This is a genomic window from Chromobacterium sp. CCUG 30098 (genome assembly GCF_059916605.1).
Map to the genome: position 1 here is coordinate 21,261 of NZ_JAUCGS010000004.1, position 17,224 is coordinate 38,484.

Consider the following 17,224-nt stretch of genomic DNA (forward strand, 5'->3'; position numbering starts at 1 on the left):
TTTTTGCCCCCTTTTTGTCGGTAGAATCCGGACAAAACCCCATTTGGCTTAGGGTTTGTCCCGCCGGCACGGTATCATCATGTTGCAATGCATTAATTTGGGTGCGCCTGAGCGGGCGAGTTTTGGATTCAAGGAGTGAAAGCGCAATGACGCAAATGGTAAAAGTGTGGGATGTTCCCACTCGCTTGTTTCACTGGACGCTGGTGATTCTGTTCGGCTGCATGTGGTATAGCGGCGAGCAGGGCGGCGATTGGCTGCAATACCATATCTGGTTCGGCTCCTGTCTTGCCAGCCTGTTGCTGTTTCGTTTGATCTGGGGCGTGATCGGCAGCCAGACCGCGCGTTTCAGCAACTTCATCAAGGGGCCGCGCAACATTGTTCGCTATCTGCGCGGCGAGCTGAGCGAGAACGAGCAGCCGGGTCACAATCCGCTGGGCGGCTTGATGGTGCTGGCGATGTTGCTGGCCTTGCTGGCCCAGGTTAGCACCGGCCTGTTCGCCGCCGACGTCGACAGCTATCTGTACGACGGCCCGTTGGCCAAGTTGCTGAGCGGCGACATGGCCGAAGCCGCGACCTCGTTTCACAAGAGCTTTTTCAATGTGATTCTGGGCCTGGTCGGTCTGCACTTGCTGGCCATCATCGCTTACCGGGTGTTCAAGAAGAACAATCTGGTCAAGGCGATGATCACCGGCAACAAGGCCATCGCCGGCGATGTGCCGCGTTTGGCGTTCGCGCCCGCCATCATCGCGCTGGTGGCCCTGCTGGTGTCCAGCGGCGGCATCTACGTGCTGTTGACGCGTTTGTAAGCGGCGGACCGCGGCGTCAGCGGGGCGAAAAGGGCGGGCATCCGCCCTTTTTTCATGGGCGTCGCTTATTTCTCCGGGCCGCGGAAAGCGTCGTGACAGGCTTTGCAGCTTTGCGCCACCGCGCCGTAGCTTTTCTTGATGGCGGCGAGCTCGCCGCCGCGGGCGTTCTGTCCCAGATCGGCGACCGATTTCAGGAACACGTCTTTGTCGGCCTGAAACTTGGCGGGCTGGCTCCAGATTTCCGGTTTGGCGCGGCTCTTGCCGCTGATGCTGTTGGCGGGGAAGTGATTGAAGGGCTCGGCGGCGATCTGTTGCAAGGCGTCGGCCTGACGGATGAAGGCGTCCTTCCGGTACGGATCCCGGCCGCGCACCACCGCGCCCATGGGCTCGAAGGCCAGCAATATTTTCTTGAAGGACTTGGTGCGGGTTTCGGCCGGCGTGTCGGCCAGCGCCAGCGGCGCCGCGACGGCGCCCAACAGCAATACGGTCAGCAGTTTTTTCATTCCGGGGTCTTCGGGGGTGGGGTCTGGCTGGGGGCGGGCAAGCAAACAGCCCGCTGGCGGGCGGGCTGCTGGGGTCGCGACGCGACGGGGCTCAGTCCTTGCGGAAGGCGTCGTGACAGGCCTTACAGGTTTTCTGGGTGGCGCCGAACTGCACCTTGATCGCGCCCAGATCGCCGGCGGCGGCCACTTGCTTCAGTTTGGCGGTGGCGGCCTTGTGGTTGTCGATGGCTTTTTGCCATTCGGCGGGCTTGCTCCAGATTTCCGGCTTGGCGTCGGTCTTGCCGGCGGTGCTGCCGGCCGGGAAGTGCTGCCACGGTTTTTGGGACAGGGCTTCCAGTTCGCCGGCGAGTTTGGCGAACTCGTCTTTGTTGTAAGGGGTTTCACCCTTCACCATCTTGCCCATGCCGCCTACAACCGGCTTGTATTGCTTGAAAACATCCTGGCGCTGCGCGATGGGATCGGCGGCGAAAGCCTGCCCGGCGAATACGGCGGCCACCACGGCCATCATCAGTGTTTTCATGTTATTTCCTTATATGAGCGATGAGGGATAAGCCATAAGCCTATCATGGACATTCTGGAGCACAAAGCTACCACGACCGACGGCCATGATAAACCGATGAATGATTAATCCTTGTGAATTCGATATGTTATACAGTAACATTGCGTCCTGATTAAACAAGCGGGTGTCCTGCATGGACCATCAAGCCTATCTGGCCGCGGCGGAGCGGCATTGCGAACGGCGCGGCAGCAAACTGACCGCATTGCGCCGTCAGGTGCTGGAGTTGGTGCTGCGTTACAGCGGGGTGGTCAAGGCTTACCAGGTTCTGGCGGACTTGCAGCAAGAGCGCGGCGCCGCCGCGCCGCCCACCGTCTACCGCGCGCTGGATTTCCTGGTGGAGCACGGTCTGCTGCACAAGGTGGACGCCTTGAACGGCTTCATCGTCTGCGATCATTTCGAATGCCAACACGAAGGGCTGATCCTGGTCTGCGGCGATTGCGGCCAGGTGCAGGAGATCGACGCCGCGCCGGCCTTGAGCGCGCTGCGCCAGGCCGCGCAAGCGGTGGCTTTTTCCCTGTGTCCGCAAAACCTGGTGCTGACTGGCCGTTGCCAGTCTTGCAGCGCCTGAATCCAAGAATTCCCTGATCCATGAAAAAAACCATAGTCAATTTGTTCACCGGCTTTCTCGGGGTGGGCAAGACCACGGCGTTGCGCCATTTGATCGATCGTCGTCCCGCGCATGAAAAGTGGGCGATCATCGTCAACGAGTTCGGCGAGGTCGGCATCGACGGCGCGGCGCTGAGCCAGGACGAGCTGGCGGTGGCGGAAATCGCCGGCGGCTGCCTGTGCTGCGTGGCCGGACCGCAGATGACCGCCACGGTGGCGACCTTGCTGCGCCGCGAACGCCCGGACCGTCTGCTGATCGAGGCCAGCGGCCTGGCGCACGCGGCCGGCGTCATCGACGAGCTGCGCGCCAAGCCCTTGGGCGAGGCGCTGGAGGTGGGCGCGGTGCTCACCCTGGTGGACCCGCGCCAGTTCATTCAGCCGGACTATCATCGCCAGCCGCTGTACCGCGACCAGATTTCCATCGCCGACGTGCTGGTGGCCAACAAGATAGACACTGCCGACGTGCCGACGATGGAGGCCTTCCGCCGGCAGGCGGCGGCCTTGTTCCCGCCCAAGTCCTTGGTGGGCGAGGTGCGCAACGGCGAGCTGGATCCGGCCTGGCTGGACGCCGCCGCCGCGCCCAAGCCGCGTTACCGGCCGGCGGTGCCGGACGACGCCGCCGCGCAATGGCGTTCCATGGGCTGGACTTTCGAGCCGGAGCAGGCTTTCGACGGCGAGCGGCTGACCCGTTTCTTCGATGAGCTGCCCGCCTTGGTGCCGGGCCTGGTGCGCGCCAAGGGCGTGTTCAAAGTGCTGGACAGCTGGGTGTGGCTGAACTGGGCGGCCGGACAGTGGGGCGCGGCCCAGGTGTCCTGGAGACGCGATAGCCGCTTCGAACTGATCGCCGAGGATTTCGACGCCGCCGCGATCGAGAACACCTTGCGGAGGTGCTTCGAATGACGCCCAAACATCAACACACACACGCGCACCGGCATCTGACGCCGGACAATTTCAAAGCGCCGTTCAGCCTGCTGGCGCTGTCGGCCTGGCAGCGGCTGGGCCTGGCCGGCGCCGCGCTGGCGGTGCTCTGGTTCTTGGTGATCTGGGCTTTGCGGGAGGCGGCATGAGCGTCAGCCTGCAGAACCTGACGGTTTCCTATCAGCGCCATCCGGCGGTGCACCATGTCAGCGGTTGTTTCGCCGCCGGCGACGCCACCGCCATCTTCGGCCCCAACGGCGCCGGCAAGAGCACCTTGCTCAAGGCCATGATAGGCGCGTTGAAGCCGGACTCAGGCTCGGTGCAGCTGGGCGGCTTCCGGCGGCGGGACATCGCCTATCTGCCGCAGCAATCGGAGATCGACCGCTCCTTGCCGGTCAGCGTGCTGGATCTGGTGTGCACCGGGCTGTGGCACGACACCGGCGTGTTCGGCGGCGTCAGCCGCCGCGGCCGCGACCAGGCCTTGCTGGCCTTGGAGCAGGTGGGGCTGGCCGACTTCGCGCTGAGGCCGATCTCGGCGCTGTCCAGCGGCCAGTTCCAGCGCGTGCTGTTCGCCCGCATCCTGGTGCAGGACGCGCGGCTGATCCTGTTGGACGAACCGTTCAACGCGGTGGACGCCAAGACCACTTACGATCTGTTGGAGCTGGTGCGCCATTGGCGCGAGGAAGGCCGCACCGTGGTGGCGGTATTGCATGATTACGAGCAGGTGCGCGCGTATTTCCCGCACACCTTGTTATTGGCGCGCGAAGTGGTGGCCTGGGGCGATACCGCCGAGGTGCTGTGCGACGCCAATCTGAAACGCGCGGTGGACACCGCCGCGCATTGGCAATCTCAGGCCGCGGTCTGCGAAGTGGATGGAGCGCAAGCCTGATGCTGCACTTATACGATTTACTGGTGGCGCCGTTCGCCGAATTCGCCTTCATGCGCCGGGCGCTGGTGGGCTGCCTGGCCCTGGCCTTGGGCAGCGGCCCCATCGGCCTGTTCCTGGTGATGCGGCGCATGAGCCTGATGGGCGACGCAATGAGCCACGCGGTGCTGCCCGGCGCCGCGGTGGGTTTCATGATGGCAGGTCTCAGCCTGCCGGCGATGAGCTTGGGCGGTTTCTTCGCCGGCGTGCTGGTGGCCTTGCTGGCCGGCCTGGCCACGCGTTTCACTAGCATCAAGGAAGACGCCAGCTTCGCCGCCTTCTACCTGCTGTCTTTGTCCATCGGCGTCTTGCTGGTGTCGCGCGGCGGCAGCAATGTGGACTTGATGCACATCCTGTTCGGCTCGGTGCTGGCGGTGGACGACGCGGCGCTGTACCTGGTGGCCGGCGTCGCTTCCTTCACCCTGTTGGCGCTGGCTTTGATCTACCGCCCCTTGCTGCTGGAAAGCCTGGATCCGGTCTATCTGCGCGCCGTGGGCGCGCGCGGCGGCCTGTGGCACATGCTGTTCCTGATGCTGGTGGTGCTGAACCTGGTGGCCGGTTTCCAGGCGCTGGGCACCCTGATGGCGGTGGGCCTGATGATGTTGCCGGCGATCACCGCCCGCTTGTGGACCGAGCGCATCGAGGCCCTGCTCGGGCTGTCGGTGGCCATCGCCTTCCTGGCCGGCCTGGGCGGCCTCTTGCTGTCCTATCACTTCGAACTGCCTTCCGGGCCGGCCATCATTCTGCTGGCGGGCCTGGTCTATCTGCTGTCGCTGCTGTTGGCGCCGGTGGGCGGGGCTTTGCCGCGCTACATCCGCGCCCGGCATCTGGAATCCTGAACCCTTGATAAGGAAGTCGCCGATGAAGAAATCAATCATGGCCCTGCTGTTGCTGGGCCTGCCCTTGTCCGCCTGGGCCAAGCTGCCGGTGGTCGCCAGCTTCAGCATCGTCGCCGATATGACGCGCGAGATCGGCGGCGATCGCGTCGAAGTCTCCTCGCTGGTGGGGCCGGATCAGGATGCCCACGTGTTCCAGCCGTCGCCGGCCGACGTCAAGAAAGTGGCCGCCGCCAAGCTGCTGGTCACCAATGGCCTGGGCATGGAAGGCTGGATGGTGCGGCTGAGCAAGGCCGCTCATTTCAAGGGCGTGCAAGTGGAGGCGGGCAAGGGCATCAAGACCCGCGAAGCGGAAGACGAGGATCACCACGGGCACGACCACGGCCATGCCGGGCATGACCACGGGGCCGTCGATCCGCACGCCTGGCACGACCCCAGGCGCGTGCTGACCTATATCCGCAACATCGAGGCCGGCCTGAGCCAGGCGGACCCGGCCGGCAAGCCGGAGTACGCCCGCCGCGCCGCCGACTACGCGGCCAAGGTGAAGGAGATGGACGCCTGGGCAGCCAAGGCCTTCGCCGCCGTGCCCGCGGCCAAGCGCAAGATGCTGACCTCGCACGACGCCTTCGCTTATCTGGGCGAGCGTTACCAGCTGCAAGTGCTGGCCATCCAGGGCGTCAGCACCGAGTCCGAGGCGTCGGCCAAGGCGGTGGCGCGGCTGGTGCGCCAAGTGCGGCAGGAAAAAGTGGCGGCGGTATTCATGGAGAACATGACCGACAAGCGTCTGTTGGAGCAGCTGGCGCGCGAGGCCAAGGTGGCGATAGGCGGCAAGTTGTACGCCGACGCGCTGTCCGGCCCGTCCGGTCCGGCGCCCAGCTATTTGGCGATGTTCCGTTACAATGTGGACACCATTTTGAAATCGTTCAAATAAGCGCCCGCAGCAACTGCCAGGCGCCGATGCCCGCAACGACCAGTCCCGCCGTCAGGCGGACTGGTCGTTGTTGCATCCAGCGGCGCAAGCTGTCGGCGAAAGCGCCCATCAGCAGGAGATTGGGCAAGGTGCCGAGCCCGAAGGCGAGCATGGCCAGCGCGCCGCCGGACGCGCTGCCGGTGGCCAGCGCCGACAGCGAGGCGCTGTAAACCAGGCCGCAGGGCAGCCAGCCCCAGACCATGCCGGCCAGCAGCGCGGCTTGCGGCGAGCGGACCGGCAGCAGGGGGCCCAGCAGCGGCTGCAAGCGCCGCCAGATCGGCGCGCCCAGCCGTTCGATCAGATTGACCGCGCCGGACAGGCCGGCCAGGTACAGGCCCATGGCCACCAGCATCAGGTTGGCCAACAGCGCCAGCGCCAGTTGCAGGCCGCGGATGTTCAGCAGGGCGAGGCCGGTGGCGGCCAGGCCGCCCAGCAGCGCGCCTATCAGCGCGTAGCTGCCGACACGTCCCAGATTGTAGGCCAGCATGATGCGCCAGCGGCTGGTCTCGGGGGGCAGATTCAGCGTCAGCGCGGCGACGATGCCGCCGCACATGCCCATGCAGTGGCCGCCGCCCAGCAAGCCCGCCAGAAACAATATCCACCCGCTCGTTTCAATCATGCCGCAACCTGTCTCAGAAAGCTCTATGGTAACAGAGTGGCGGCTCGCGCTTGCGCGCGCGGCGGTCATATTTGCTTTTGGCATTTATTGCCTTTATCAAAATTTTACTTGGCATCTCCTTAAAGAAAGTTATAAAAAAAATGATGGTCTAGCTGGCCGACTACTGGTCAAAAGGTCAGTTTGCAATGAGAATGCTGCTTTGGCTTCGGACCTATGCGCAATGGGTCCCCCGCTGAGGATCCAGGCGCTCGACCTGGTCAAAACATATGCATTAGCGATGTAATCCATGGGGATAGAGTGAGGAAAATATGGCCAAGTATCTGACACTTGAGCGGCTGGGCCAGTCAGCGATCGTGACTCTCAAAAACGCGCCGGCGAATTTGCTGACTACGGAGAGCCTGAATGAGCTGGCTACGACGATGCGGTCGCTGGATGCGGATCCGGCTGTGCGTTCGGTGGTGTTGACCGGGGCGGGCGACGCGTTTTTTTCCGCCGGCGCCGATTTGAAGCAATTCGCGTCCGGCGACGCGGCCGAGGCGGACAAGGTGTTCGACGCCTTCGCCGGCGCTTTGCGCAGTTTGCAGCAGTACCGCGGCGTCACGGTGGCCGCGATCAACGGCTACGCCCTGGGCGGCGGTCTGGAATTGGCGTTGGGCTGTGATTACATGGTGGCCGAGCGCGGAGCCAAGCTCGGGCTGCCGGAAGCCAAGGTGGGCATCATCCCGGCGGCGGGCGGCACCAAGACGCTGGCGGACAAGGTGGGCGTTTCCTGGGCCAAGCGCATTATTCTGGGCGGCGAAGTGGTGACGGCGGAGAAGGCCCTGACCATCGGGCTGATCGAGGAAGTGGTGGACCAGGGCTTCGCCAAGATCGTGGCGATCAGCCTGGCCAACAAAGTGGCGAACCAAGCGCCGGGCGCGGTGGCCGCCGCGCGTAGGCTGATCGAGGAGAGCGGCAATCTGACGCTGGCTCAGCATCTGGAGCGCGAGCGCGCCGCGGTGCGCCAGCTGATGGGCAGCGCGGAGCAGATCGAGGGCGTCAGCGCCTTCATCGCCAAGCGCAGCCCCAGCTGGGTCGAGTCCGGCGATGATTGAACGGTCCGCGTCCCATGCAAAACCGCCTGCCGCCGTTTCGGCCGCAGGCGGTTTGTTTTGATGCCCGCATCTGTTCCGCCGGGCCGGGCGGGTCAGCGCAGTTGGCGCAACAGGAAGGCGTATTCCATGGCCGCGATATCGGCTTCCTGCTGATGGTTGGCGGCGGCGCCGTGCCCGCCCTCGGTGCGCTCGAAATACTGCACAGGGGCGCCCATCGCCTGCATGGCCGCGAACATTTTGCGGGCGTGGCCGGGATGAACCCTGTCGTCCAGCGTCGAGGTCATGAACAGGGTGGCCGGGTAACGCGCGTCCGCTTTCAGGTTCTGATAGGGCGAGTAACGGCGGATATAAGCCCAGTCTTCCGGTAAATCGGGGTTGCCGTACTCGTCCATCCAGCTGGCGCCGGCCAATAAGCGGTTGAAGCGGCGCATATCCAGCAGCGGCACCTGGCAGACCACGGCGTTGAACAGCTCCGGACGCTGGGTCAGCATCACCCCCATCAACAGGCCGCCGTTGCTGCCGCCCTTGATGCCCAGATGACGGGCGTCGGCCACGCCGCGTTTGGCCAGATCTTCCGCGATGGCGGCGAAGTCGTCGTAGGCGTTCTGGCGCAGCTGTTTGCGCGCCGCCTCGTGCCAGGCCGGACCGTATTCGCCGCCGCCGCGGATATTGGCCAGCGCGTAGACGCCGCCGCGTTCCAGCCAGGCCTTGCCCAGCGCGCCGTTGTAGCGCGGGGTCAGCGACACTTCGAAGCCGCCGTAACCGTACAAGAGCGTGGGGTTGGAGCCGTCCAGCTTGATGTCTTTGCGGCTGACCAGGAAATAGGGCACGCGGGTGCCGTCGCGAGAGGCGGCGAACCACTGTTGGATGCGGTAGGGGCCGGCGTCGAAAAAGCCGGGCTGCTGTTTCAGCGTCCGGCGCTCATCGCTGCCGGTTTCGGCCAGGGCCAGCGTCGGCGGCGTCAGAAAATCGGTGAAGCTGTAGAAGTAGCGGTTGTCGCGGTCGGGATCGACCGCGCGCACGCTGATGCTGCCGAAGCTGGGCGTGGCCACCGGGCGCGACCGCCATTGGCCGTCCACGACCTTCCATTCCATTAAGCGACTGCCGACATTGTCCAGCATGGTCAGCAGCAAGCTGTCGCGAGTGGACGTCTGCTCCGCCAGCGAGACGGCGGCGCTGGGCTCGAACAGGGGGCTGAAGCCGCGTTCGCCGGCCAGGTAGGCGTCGGTCTTGATGACCAGCAAGGAGCCGCCGCGCCAGGTCTTGCCGCCAGCGGTCCAGCCCTGTTTGGGCGTCAACAGCAGCCAGTCGCCGAAGAAATCGACGCCGACATGGTCGGGCTTGTCCAGCTTGCGCCATTTTCCATCCACCAGCAGCCGCGCCTCGGTGCTGAAGAAAGTGGGCGCGCGCGTGATCAGATCGTAGCGGCGGCCTTGGGCGTCTATCCTGGCCGCGTGCACGGCGACGTCGGCCTGCTGGCCTTCGAACACGGTTTGCGCTTCGGCCAGCGGCTGGCCGCGGCGCCAGGTCTTGACGACGCGGGGATAGCCGGAGTCGGTCAGCGACCCGGGGCCGAAGTCGCTCATCACATAAAGGGTGTCGCGGTCCTGCCAGCTGACTTCGCTCTTGGCTTCGGGCAGCTGGAAGCCGTCCTTGACGAAGGCCTTGGCGGCCGGGTCGAATTCACGCACCACCGCGGCGTCGCCGCCGCCGCGGCTTAAGCGCAGCAGGCAGCGTTCCTGATCGGGGCGCAGGCAGTCGGCCCCTTGCCACACCCAGTTTTCCCCCTCGTCCTTGGCCAAGCGGTCCAGGTCCAGCACGGTTTCCCATTGCGGCGCGGCCTTGCGGTATTCGTCCAGCGTGGCGCGTCGCCACAGCCCGCGCGGGTGGTCTTTGTCGCGCCAGAAGTTGTAGTAGAGCCCGCCTATCTTCTCCACGGAGGGGATGCGGTCGTTGGAGTCCAGGATGGTCAGCAGCTCGCGGCGCAGCGCCGGGTAGTCGGTTTGCCGGCCGAGGTCCTGGCGCGTGTTTTCGTTTTGCCGGCCGACCCAGGCCAGCGCTTCCTTGCCTTGAATCTCCTCCAGCCACAGATACGGGTCTTGCGCGGCGTTCGCCGCGGCGCAGAGCGCGAGCAGGGCGAAGGACAGTGGGGTGCCTAAGGTTTTCATCCGGACGGGTTTCCCTTAATTCAGCCAATGGCTGTAGACAGTGGATTTGTTTTGATGTGTCCGAATACTGTAACGTCCGAGAATTTGTTTGTCATCAAGCGCCGCGCGAGCGGAGAAGACGAACGGCGGCCATGTCCAGGCGTGGCCGCCGTTGGCGGGGAGGGCGAGGGGCGGGGCCTTGGCAGCCGTTCACGGTAGGCTGCGCGGCCTAGGGCGCGACTCGGTGCGTGCCGCATTCGGAATGCTCATGCGTCCCATGAGCAAGGCCGCTTTTTCAGCGCTTGCTTTCAGCAGGTCGCGCCCCTGCGCGCGGCTTTGAACAGGCGCTTAGCAGCCGTCCAGCCCGCACATCGGCGGCAGCTCGGCCGAGCCTGAGAGGGTGGCGGCGCCGAGTTGCGCCAGGTGCTGGCTGAACATGTCCGGCTTGCCCAGATAGGAGCCCAGATCCAGGGCTTGGAAGCGGCCGTCCACTTCCAGCGCCGCGGACGGGAAGCCGCGCAAGCCCAGGCGGGTCATCAGCCGGCGGCTGTGGTCTATATGCTCGACGCTGCGCGCCAGACCGCCGGCGTAGGCGTCGGCGAAGCGGTCGGCGGACACGCCCAATTCGGCCGCTAGCCGGGCGAGCACCGCGACGTCGGCGATCTCAAGCCCGTGCAGGTAATGAGCGGCTTGCACGCGGGCCAGCATGGTCTGCGGCGCAATGCCCAGTTCCGGCGCGGCCAGGACGGAGGCGATGGGCGGCGTCGAGTCCAAACGCGCCTCGCTGCGCAGCAAGCCGTCGAAGTAGGCGTCGCCGAAGGGCTGGCCGCTGAGGGCGGCGATGCGGTGATCGTGCGGCATCACGTAGCCGCGCCACTCCAGGTTCACGCGGCGGTTGTGCGGCGCGCTGAGCATGCCGCCGCCGTGCAGCGCCAGTTCGACTTCCGGCCGCGCCGCGGCCGCCAGCAGCAGCGGCGAAGCGCCGTAGCACCAGCCGCACAGCGGATCGTAAAAGTAGTGCAGCCGGATCGTGGAGGCGCTTACCATTTCATCTCGCCCTTATTGACCTTGGCGCCGATCTCCAGCGACATGTCTTCGCCCGCTTGCGGGAAGGCTTGCTTCATCGCCTGGATCAACTGGGCGCTATTGGCCGATTTGGCCAGATTCAGTTCGAACTGCTGCAAGTACCGGCGGGTGAAGCGCACGGCGCTCAGATCGGTTTTGTCGCCGGCCTGCATGTGGCCGGGGACTACGATTTCCGGTTGCAGCGCTTCCATTTCGTCCAGCTGCTTGATCCAGGCCTGGCGTTCGGCCGGACTCTGGGTGTCCGCGGTCCAGACGTGCATGCTGGGCGCGGTGACGCCGACATTGCCGACAATCGCGCGCAGGGACGGAATCCACACATAGCCGCGGTGCGCCAGCACGCCGCGCGCGCCCTTGATTTCCAGCGCCTTGCCTTCCAGTTCCAGACGTTCGCCTTTCAGCGCTTCGGGCAGCAGCGGCGCGCTGGGCGCGTTGACGCCCATTTGCGGGCCCCAGTAAGCGAGCTTGCCCTGGATATTGGCCTTGATCTTGGCCAGGGTCGGACCGTTGCTGAGCACTTGGGCCTGCGGGAAGATCTTCTTCAGTTCGGCGGCGCCGAAGTAGTAGTCGGGATCGGCCTGGCTGATATAGATGGTTTTCAGTTGCTTGCCGCTGTCCAGCACCTTGGCGGCGATGCGGTGGGCGTCGGCGCGGGTGAAGCCGGTGTCGATCAGGATGGCGTCTTTCTCGCCGCTGACCAGGACCGAGCTGACATTGAAGCTATTGCCGTCGGCGTTGTAGATGGACAGTTTCAGCGGCGCGGCGACGGCGGCCGTTGCCGCCAGGGTCAGGGCGCCGGCGATCAGGGTTTGGCGGAACATCGATTCATTCTCCATATGGCCCGGCTTCTATCGCCGGCGGTGAGTAGGCTGGATTTCGACGCTCACTATAAAACGCGCGCTTAATGGGAATAAACCATCTAAATCGCAATAAATTGTTGCTTGTTTCGATCTAATTGGTCGAAGCCTCAGGGGCTTTCCGTCGTCTACTCAGGCGTTGGGCCTCGACGGGGGAGGGGACGGACGCTTGTTCAGACCGGCTCCAGGGATCGCGAGCAAGGGCGAGAGCTTGGGCGGCCTCTTAGACAGTTGCAGCCAAGACGGATTGAATGGGCTATGTTTCAGCCATAAAAGCGCGGAGGCCGGAATGTCGGATGGGCGCTGTAGGCGATGGCCCTGTTCTTGCTTGGTGTTTGATGCGCCGCGGCATGCAATTTTTGTCGACTTGGGGCGCTATTTTGGGAGATTGTATCCATTCGAATCGCGAAAGCGAGCGAATGTTGTAATGCGAATTCTTTGATGGGCGTCTTTTCGAAAGCGAACATATTTTGCGCCAAAGCATGATCAAAATCTGAAAAACGACCTGCTGGCTCAGGGTTTTCCTTTATCCGGAGAAATTCAAAATTTCTTTGGCCGGTTTCGTCTTGTTTTTTGAAAAAATGCATGAAAAACAATGTGTTATATTGTTTTTAAATGGGCTTGATTTGGTGCCGTTTTAACCAATCTTTAAGATTGACAGTCGCTGGAATCCGCCTACATAATCCGTTCGCCTGTCTGACAGAATCCAAATAATCAAGGCTCGTCCGGGCACTCAAGAACAGGCAGCAGCCAATAAGAGGGGAAACCCCGCAAGCTGCCGGTCGTCAATACAAAGGAGATCTCCCAACGTGGACATTTTTCTGCAACAAATCCTGAACGGTCTCGTTCTGGGTAGCATTTATGCGTTGATCGCATTGGGCTACACCATGGTGTACGGGATCATGGGGCTCATCAACTTCGCCCACGGCGAAGTGGTGATGTTCGGCGCCATGGTCACCATCTCCGTCGTCAACGCCTTGTCCGGTTCCGGCCTGCCCGGTCCCGCCCTGGTGCTGATCGGATTGCTGGTGGCGATTGCGGCCTGCATGCTGCTGGGCTTCACCGTAGAGCGCATCGCTTACCGCCCGCTGCGCGGCAAGCAAAGACTGGCGCCTCTGATTACCGCGATCGGCCTGTCCATCGTGCTGCAGCAGGTGGCCATCCTGATCTGGGGCCGCAACTACATTCCCTTCCCGCAAATCCTGGACCACGACGTGGTGTCCTTCTTCGGCGCCAGCATCACCAAGCTGCAGATCACCATCATCGTGCTGTGTCTGGTGATCATGGCCGGCCTGCTGCTGATGGTGGAGCGCACCAAGCTGGGCCGCGCGATGCGCGCCACCAGTCAGAACCCGGCGGTGGCCGGCCTGATGGGCGTCAACGTCAACACCATTATTTCCGCCACCTTCGTCATCGGCTCCAGCCTGGGCGCGGTGGCCGGCGTGATGGTGGCCACCAACTACGAGCAAGCTCATTACTATATGGGCTTCATGATTGGTCTGAAGGCCTTCACCGCCGCGGTGCTGGGCGGCATCGGCAATCTGGGCGGCGCGGTGGCCGGCGGCTTGCTGTTGGGCATCATCGAAAGCCTGGGCGCCGGCTATATCGGCACGCTGACCGGCGGCTTCCTCGGCTCCAACTATCAGGACATCATCGCCTTCATGGTGTTGATCATGGTGCTGATTTTCCGTCCGTCCGGCCTGCTGGGCGAAAAGATGGCCGACCGTGCCTGATCCTGGAGACGACATATCATGACCATGGCACTCAATATCAACAAGATGGACACCGGCAAGAAAGTCGGCCTGTTCGTGCTGTCCGCGGTGGCGATGGCGGTACTGCCTTTCCTGGTGGGCGGCCTGCTGGGCAACTCCTGGGTCCGCATCGTCGACTTCGCCTTGCTCTACGTGATGCTGGCGTTGGGCCTCAACATCGTGGTGGGCTTCGCCGGCTTGCTGGACCTGGGCTTCATCGCCTTCTACGCGGTGGGCGCCTACACCTTCGCCTTGCTGGGCTCGCCGCATTTCGGCCTGCATCTGCCGTTTTACATCACCATCCCCTTGGGCGCGGTGCTGGCGGCTTTCTGCGGCATCTTGCTGGGCACGCCGGTATTGCGGCTCAAGGGCGACTATCTGGCTATCGTGACGCTGGGCTTCGGGGAGATCGTGCGCATCTTCATGAACAACCTGAACACCCCGGTCAACATCACCAACGGTCCGCAGGGCATCAACCTGATCGATCCGATCAAGGTGGGCGGCGTATCGCTGGGCGAGACGATGGAGCTGTTCGGTCTGAGCTTCCACAGCGTTTATCTCTACTACTATCTGTTCCTGGCGCTGACCGTGGGCGTGGTGATCATGGCCTGGCGCCTGCAGCATTCGCGCATCGGCCGCGCCTGGGTGGCCCTGCGCGAAGACGACATCGCCGCCGCGGCGATGGGCATCAACATCCGCAACATCAAGTTGCTGGCCTTCGCCTTGGGCGCCTTGTCCGGCGGCGTGGCCGGCGGCCTGTTCGCGTCCTTCCAGGGCTTCGTGTCGCCGGAATCGTTCAGCCTGCTGGAATCCATCATGATTCTGGCGATGATCGTGCTGGGCGGCATGGGTCACATCCCGGGCGTGATTCTCGGCGCCGTGGTGCTGACCATCGCGCCGGAGATCCTGCGCGAAGTGATAGGCCCGCTGCAGATGAAAACCTTCGGCAAAATGCTGATCGATCCGGAAAACGCCCGCATGCTGTTGTTCGGCTTGGCGATGGTGGTGATGATGCTGGTGCGGCCGGAGGGAATGTGGCCGTCCAAGCGCCGTAAAGCCGAGTTCCGTGACGATAGAGAAGCCGCAGGGCAGAAAGGTTGAGCCATGGCTGAAGTTTTGCTGAAGATAGAAGGCATCCATAAACGCTTTGGCGGCCTGCACGCGCTCAACAACGTGGCGCTGACCATCAACAAGGGCGAGATTTACGGCCTGATCGGCCCCAACGGCGCGGGCAAGACCACGCTGTTCAACGTGTTGACCGGCTTGTATGTGCCGGACGAAGGTGCGTTCGAGTTCGACGGCCACAATCTGTTCCAACAGAAGCCGCACGTGGTGGTGGCCGCCGGCATCGCCCGCACCTTTCAGAACATCCGTCTGTTCGCCGAAATGACGGCCTTGGAAAACGTGATGGTGGGGCGTCACATTCGCTCCAAGGCCGGCGCCTTGGGCGCGGTGCTGCGCGACAGACGCACCATGGCAGAAGAAAGGGCGATCACCGACAAGGCCTGGGAACTGCTGGAATACGTGGGCATCGCCGATGTGGCGCATGAGCGCGCCCGCAACCTGTCCTACGGCCATCAGCGCCGACTGGAAATCGCGCGCGCGCTGGCCACCGAGCCCAAGCTGCTGGCGCTGGACGAGCCGGCCGCCGGCATGAACCCGCGCGAGACCGAGGAACTGAAGACCCTGATGTCCAAAATCCGCGCCGGAGGCGTGACGGTGCTGCTGATCGAGCACGACGTCAAACTGATGATGGGCTTGTGCGACCGCATTGCGGTGCTGGACTACGGCAAGAAGATTGCCGAAGGCGTTCCCGAAGAGGTGCGCAAGAACCCGAAAGTGATTGAGGCCTACCTGGGAGCGGCACACGCATGAGCATTTTGGAAGTCAAAGACCTGCAAGTGGCCTATGGCGGCATTCAGGCGGTCAAGGGCGTCGATTTTCACATCGAGCAGGGCGAGTTGGTGACCCTGATCGGCGCCAACGGCGCCGGCAAGACCACCACGCTGAAAACCCTGGTGGGCATGGTGAAAAAATCCGGCGGCAGCATTCGTTACGACGGCAAGGACATCTCCACCATCGCGCCGCACAACTTCGTGCGCCACGGCCTGGCCATGGTGCCGGAGGGCCGCGGGGTGTTCGCCAAGCTGACGGTGGAAGAGAACCTGCTGATGGGCGCTTATTATCGCGACGATAAGGCCGCGATCCTGAGCGAAGCCGAGCGGGTGTACGAGTTGTTCCCGCGCCTGAAGGAGCGGCAGAAGCAACTGGCCGGCACCTTGTCCGGCGGCGAACAGCAGATGGTAGCCATGGGCCGCGCCATGCTGTCCAAGCCCAAGCTGCTGTTGCTGGACGAACCGTCCATGGGCCTGGCGCCCATCATCGTGGAGAAGATCTTCGAGATCATCCAGATGGTGGCCAAGGAAGGCGTGACCATGCTGCTGGTGGAGCAGAACGCCAAGCTGGCGCTGGAAGTGTCGCAGCGCGGCTATGTGATGGAAAGCGGCCGCATCACCATGAGCGGCCAGGCCAAGGATCTGCTCAACGACGAGCGCGTGCGCAACGCCTATCTGGGCGAGTGAGTTCGCCGCGCGTCGCCAAACCCCGGACTTGTCCGGGGTTTTTTGCTTTCAGAGCGCGGCGTCGATGGCGGCTTGCAACATGGCCTGCACGCCTGGATGCTGCAGCCGGCGGCGGTTGGCGATGGCGTAATAATGCTCCCAGACCCCGTCGACCTCGCCCAGCGCCTGCGGCGCGTTCGCGTCGCCGCCGCTGGGCGCCGTGCTGGGAAACAGGCCGAAGCCTTGGCGGCCGAAGGCGTCCAGCAAAGCGCCGTCGTCGAACTCCGCGACGATGTCCGGCTTGATCCGGCGCTCCTCGAACCACTGGTCCAACTGGCTGCGCAGCACATGATGGCGGCTGGGCAAGAGCATGGGCGCCTGGTTCAGGCTGGCGGGGAAGCCTTCGGCGTAGCGCCGCCACAGTTCGGCCGCGCCGGCTATCATCACCGGGCAGCGCATCAGCAGCCAGGATTGAAAAGGCTGCGATCCGCCGGCCGCCATTGGGCGGTCCGCCAGCACCACGTCCAGCCGGTGGCGGGTCAGGTCGGCCAGCAACTCGTCGAAATCGCCTTCGCCGCATTGCAGCCTGACCTTGGCGTCCAGCCGTAGCGCCGGTTCCAGCAGCTTGAGCGCGATGGCCTTGGGCAGCACGTCCGAGATGCCCGCCGCCAGGCGGATGGTCTTGTCCAGCTGCGCGTCTTCCAGCGTTTCCTGCAATTCCTCGCCCAGCATGAAGATCTGATCGGCGTAGCGCAGCGTCACATGGCCGGCCTCGGTCAGAACCAGCTGGCGTCCCTGTTGTCGGAACAAGGTTCGCTCCAGGCTCTGTTCCAGCCGCGAAATCTGGCCGCTGACGGTTTGAGCGCTGACGCCCAATTGTTCCGCCGCGCGGGTGACGCCGCCGGCGTGGGCGACCGCCCAGAAGTAATGCAGATGCTTGAAGTTGATCCGTTCGGACATAATGGTTCGAAAAAACTTGATGTATTTTC

General features: G+C 63.7%; 20 protein-coding genes. 12 read left to right on the top strand and 8 right to left on the bottom strand.

The features are described 5' to 3' along the window. Positions 1 to 146: 146 nt before the first annotated feature. Positions 147 to 806 carry a cytochrome b/b6 domain-containing protein gene (locus QUG03_RS10430; protein ID WP_107798600.1) on the top strand — a complete coding sequence of 220 codons (660 nt, stop codon included), beginning with the start codon at positions 147 to 149 and terminating at the stop codon, positions 804 to 806. Between the two features lie 65 nt (positions 807 to 871). On the opposite strand, the gene QUG03_RS10435 is transcribed toward QUG03_RS10430, so the two are convergent. Both QUG03_RS10435 and QUG03_RS10440 read right to left on the bottom strand, forming a co-directional pair. Beyond that, the gene (locus QUG03_RS10435; RefSeq protein WP_500819952.1) at positions 872 to 1,309 is read right to left on the bottom strand and encodes a c-type cytochrome; all 438 of its coding nucleotides are present in this window, start codon (positions 1,307 to 1,309) and stop codon (positions 872 to 874) included. A 91-nt stretch (positions 1,310 to 1,400) separates the two neighbouring features. Beyond that, positions 1,401 to 1,829 carry a c-type cytochrome gene (locus QUG03_RS10440; protein WP_107798602.1) on the bottom strand — a complete coding sequence of 143 codons (429 nt, stop codon included), beginning with the start codon at positions 1,827 to 1,829 and terminating at the stop codon, positions 1,401 to 1,403. Positions 1,830 to 2,001: 172 nt separating this feature from the next. Between QUG03_RS10440 and QUG03_RS10445 the strand changes: the two genes are divergently transcribed. From QUG03_RS10445 to QUG03_RS10470, 6 genes are read left to right on the top strand one after another with little or no spacing between them, the layout of a single operon-like run. Beyond that, positions 2,002 to 2,436, top strand: coding sequence for a Fur family transcriptional regulator (locus tag QUG03_RS10445; protein WP_019101166.1), 435 nt, complete (start codon positions 2,002 to 2,004; stop codon positions 2,434 to 2,436). Positions 2,437 to 2,456: 20 nt separating this feature from the next. After that, positions 2,457 to 3,374, top strand: a complete 918-nt coding sequence (locus QUG03_RS10450; protein WP_235087398.1) for a CobW family GTP-binding protein — start codon at positions 2,457 to 2,459, stop codon at positions 3,372 to 3,374. Then, positions 3,371 to 3,541, top strand: a complete 171-nt coding sequence (locus QUG03_RS10455) for a hypothetical protein (RefSeq protein WP_227104334.1) — start codon at positions 3,371 to 3,373, stop codon at positions 3,539 to 3,541. Before QUG03_RS10450 ends, QUG03_RS10455 begins: the two co-directional genes overlap by 4 nt. Further along, complete coding sequence (locus tag QUG03_RS10460) at positions 3,538 to 4,281, top strand: metal ABC transporter ATP-binding protein (protein WP_227104332.1); 744 nt, start codon at positions 3,538 to 3,540, stop codon at positions 4,279 to 4,281. Before QUG03_RS10455 ends, QUG03_RS10460 begins: the two co-directional genes overlap by 4 nt. 2 nt (positions 4,282 to 4,283) lie before the next feature. Then, positions 4,284 to 5,156, top strand: a complete 873-nt coding sequence (locus QUG03_RS10465) for a metal ABC transporter permease (RefSeq protein ID WP_199225997.1) — start codon at positions 4,284 to 4,286, stop codon at positions 5,154 to 5,156. Between the two features lie 22 nt (positions 5,157 to 5,178). After that, positions 5,179 to 6,084 carry a metal ABC transporter solute-binding protein, Zn/Mn family gene (locus QUG03_RS10470; RefSeq protein WP_235087400.1) on the top strand — a complete coding sequence of 302 codons (906 nt, stop codon included), beginning with the start codon at positions 5,179 to 5,181 and terminating at the stop codon, positions 6,082 to 6,084. On the opposite strand, the gene QUG03_RS10475 is transcribed toward QUG03_RS10470, so the two are convergent. Next, a complete protein-coding gene (locus QUG03_RS10475) occupies positions 6,077 to 6,742 on the bottom strand; it encodes a sulfite exporter TauE/SafE family protein (protein WP_500819953.1) in 666 nt (221 codons plus the stop codon). The genes QUG03_RS10470 and QUG03_RS10475 overlap by 8 nt on opposite strands. Before the next feature lie 308 nt (positions 6,743 to 7,050). On the opposite strand from QUG03_RS10475, the gene QUG03_RS10480 reads away from it, so the two are divergent. After that, entirely contained in the window at positions 7,051 to 7,836 is a 786-nt protein-coding gene (locus QUG03_RS10480; RefSeq protein WP_107798608.1) for an enoyl-CoA hydratase, read from the top strand. A 92-nt stretch (positions 7,837 to 7,928) separates the two neighbouring features. Here QUG03_RS10480 and QUG03_RS10485 read toward each other — a convergent pair whose 3' ends face one another. The 4 genes from QUG03_RS10485 to QUG03_RS10500 form a co-directional block, all read right to left on the bottom strand. Beyond that, entirely contained in the window at positions 7,929 to 10,004 is a 2,076-nt protein-coding gene (locus tag QUG03_RS10485) for a prolyl oligopeptidase family serine peptidase (protein WP_500819954.1), read from the bottom strand. 327 nt (positions 10,005 to 10,331) lie between these two features. Beyond that, positions 10,332 to 11,030: a DsbA family protein gene (locus QUG03_RS10490; RefSeq protein ID WP_500819955.1), complete on the bottom strand. Its 699-nt coding sequence runs from the start codon at positions 11,028 to 11,030 to the stop codon at positions 10,332 to 10,334. Further along, positions 11,024 to 11,887, bottom strand: a complete 864-nt coding sequence (locus QUG03_RS10495; RefSeq protein WP_500819956.1) for an MBL fold metallo-hydrolase — start codon at positions 11,885 to 11,887, stop codon at positions 11,024 to 11,026. Before QUG03_RS10495 ends, QUG03_RS10490 begins: the two co-directional genes overlap by 7 nt. A 299-nt stretch (positions 11,888 to 12,186) precedes the next feature. Next, on the bottom strand, positions 12,187 to 12,510 hold the full coding sequence (locus QUG03_RS10500; RefSeq protein ID WP_500819957.1) for a hypothetical protein: 324 nt from the start codon (positions 12,508 to 12,510) through the stop codon (positions 12,187 to 12,189). A gap of 222 nt (positions 12,511 to 12,732) precedes the next feature. Here QUG03_RS10500 and QUG03_RS10505 point away from each other — a divergent pair, with 222 nt between their 5' ends. The 4 genes from QUG03_RS10505 to QUG03_RS10520 are packed head-to-tail and all read left to right on the top strand — an operon-like array spanning position 12,733 to position 16,256. Then, entirely contained in the window at positions 12,733 to 13,656 is a 924-nt protein-coding gene (locus QUG03_RS10505; RefSeq protein ID WP_107798612.1) for a branched-chain amino acid ABC transporter permease, read from the top strand. An 18-nt stretch (positions 13,657 to 13,674) separates the two neighbouring features. Next, positions 13,675 to 14,775 carry an ABC transporter permease subunit gene (locus QUG03_RS10510; RefSeq protein WP_107798613.1) on the top strand — a complete coding sequence of 367 codons (1,101 nt, stop codon included), beginning with the start codon at positions 13,675 to 13,677 and terminating at the stop codon, positions 14,773 to 14,775. Positions 14,776 to 14,778: 3 nt separating this feature from the next. Further along, the gene (locus QUG03_RS10515; RefSeq protein ID WP_227104323.1) at positions 14,779 to 15,549 is read left to right on the top strand and encodes an ABC transporter ATP-binding protein; all 771 of its coding nucleotides are present in this window, start codon (positions 14,779 to 14,781) and stop codon (positions 15,547 to 15,549) included. Continuing rightward, positions 15,546 to 16,256 (top strand): ABC transporter ATP-binding protein, encoded by a 711-nt coding sequence (locus tag QUG03_RS10520; protein ID WP_107798615.1) that lies wholly within the window; start codon positions 15,546 to 15,548, stop codon positions 16,254 to 16,256. Before QUG03_RS10515 ends, QUG03_RS10520 begins: the two co-directional genes overlap by 4 nt. Positions 16,257 to 16,304: 48 nt before the next feature. Here the strand turns inward: QUG03_RS10520 and QUG03_RS10525 are convergent, their stop codons facing one another. Beyond that, entirely contained in the window at positions 16,305 to 17,195 is an 891-nt protein-coding gene (locus tag QUG03_RS10525; RefSeq protein WP_474454160.1) for a LysR family transcriptional regulator, read from the bottom strand. Positions 17,196 to 17,224: the final 29 nt, after the last annotated feature.

Excerpts from the sequence above, each read along its gene's own strand:
- QUG03_RS10430 (WP_107798600.1), top strand. The coding sequence starts at position 147 with ATGACGCAAATGGTAAAAGTGTGGGATGTTCCCACTCGCTTGTTTCAC.
- QUG03_RS10435 (WP_500819952.1), bottom strand. The coding sequence starts at position 1,309 with ATGAAAAAACTGCTGACCGTATTGCTGTTGGGCGCCGTCGCGGCGCCG.
- QUG03_RS10440 (WP_107798602.1), bottom strand. The coding sequence starts at position 1,829 with ATGAAAACACTGATGATGGCCGTGGTGGCCGCCGTATTCGCCGGGCAG.
- QUG03_RS10445 (WP_019101166.1), top strand. The coding sequence starts at position 2,002 with ATGGACCATCAAGCCTATCTGGCCGCGGCGGAGCGGCATTGCGAACGG.
- QUG03_RS10450 (WP_235087398.1), top strand. The coding sequence starts at position 2,457 with ATGAAAAAAACCATAGTCAATTTGTTCACCGGCTTTCTCGGGGTGGGC.
- QUG03_RS10455 (WP_227104334.1), top strand. The coding sequence starts at position 3,371 with ATGACGCCCAAACATCAACACACACACGCGCACCGGCATCTGACGCCG.
- QUG03_RS10460 (WP_227104332.1), top strand. The coding sequence starts at position 3,538 with ATGAGCGTCAGCCTGCAGAACCTGACGGTTTCCTATCAGCGCCATCCG.
- QUG03_RS10470 (WP_235087400.1), top strand. The coding sequence starts at position 5,179 with ATGAAGAAATCAATCATGGCCCTGCTGTTGCTGGGCCTGCCCTTGTCC.
- QUG03_RS10475 (WP_500819953.1), bottom strand. The coding sequence starts at position 6,742 with ATGATTGAAACGAGCGGGTGGATATTGTTTCTGGCGGGCTTGCTGGGC.
- QUG03_RS10480 (WP_107798608.1), top strand. The coding sequence starts at position 7,051 with ATGGCCAAGTATCTGACACTTGAGCGGCTGGGCCAGTCAGCGATCGTG.
- QUG03_RS10485 (WP_500819954.1), bottom strand. The coding sequence starts at position 10,004 with ATGAAAACCTTAGGCACCCCACTGTCCTTCGCCCTGCTCGCGCTCTGC.
- QUG03_RS10490 (WP_500819955.1), bottom strand. The coding sequence starts at position 11,030 with ATGGTAAGCGCCTCCACGATCCGGCTGCACTACTTTTACGATCCGCTG.
- QUG03_RS10495 (WP_500819956.1), bottom strand. The coding sequence starts at position 11,887 with ATGTTCCGCCAAACCCTGATCGCCGGCGCCCTGACCCTGGCGGCAACG.
- QUG03_RS10500 (WP_500819957.1), bottom strand. The coding sequence starts at position 12,510 with ATGCATTTTTTCAAAAAACAAGACGAAACCGGCCAAAGAAATTTTGAA.
- QUG03_RS10510 (WP_107798613.1), top strand. The coding sequence starts at position 13,675 with ATGACCATGGCACTCAATATCAACAAGATGGACACCGGCAAGAAAGTC.
- QUG03_RS10515 (WP_227104323.1), top strand. The coding sequence starts at position 14,779 with ATGGCTGAAGTTTTGCTGAAGATAGAAGGCATCCATAAACGCTTTGGC.
- QUG03_RS10520 (WP_107798615.1), top strand. The coding sequence starts at position 15,546 with ATGAGCATTTTGGAAGTCAAAGACCTGCAAGTGGCCTATGGCGGCATT.
- QUG03_RS10525 (WP_474454160.1), bottom strand. The coding sequence starts at position 17,195 with ATGTCCGAACGGATCAACTTCAAGCATCTGCATTACTTCTGGGCGGTC.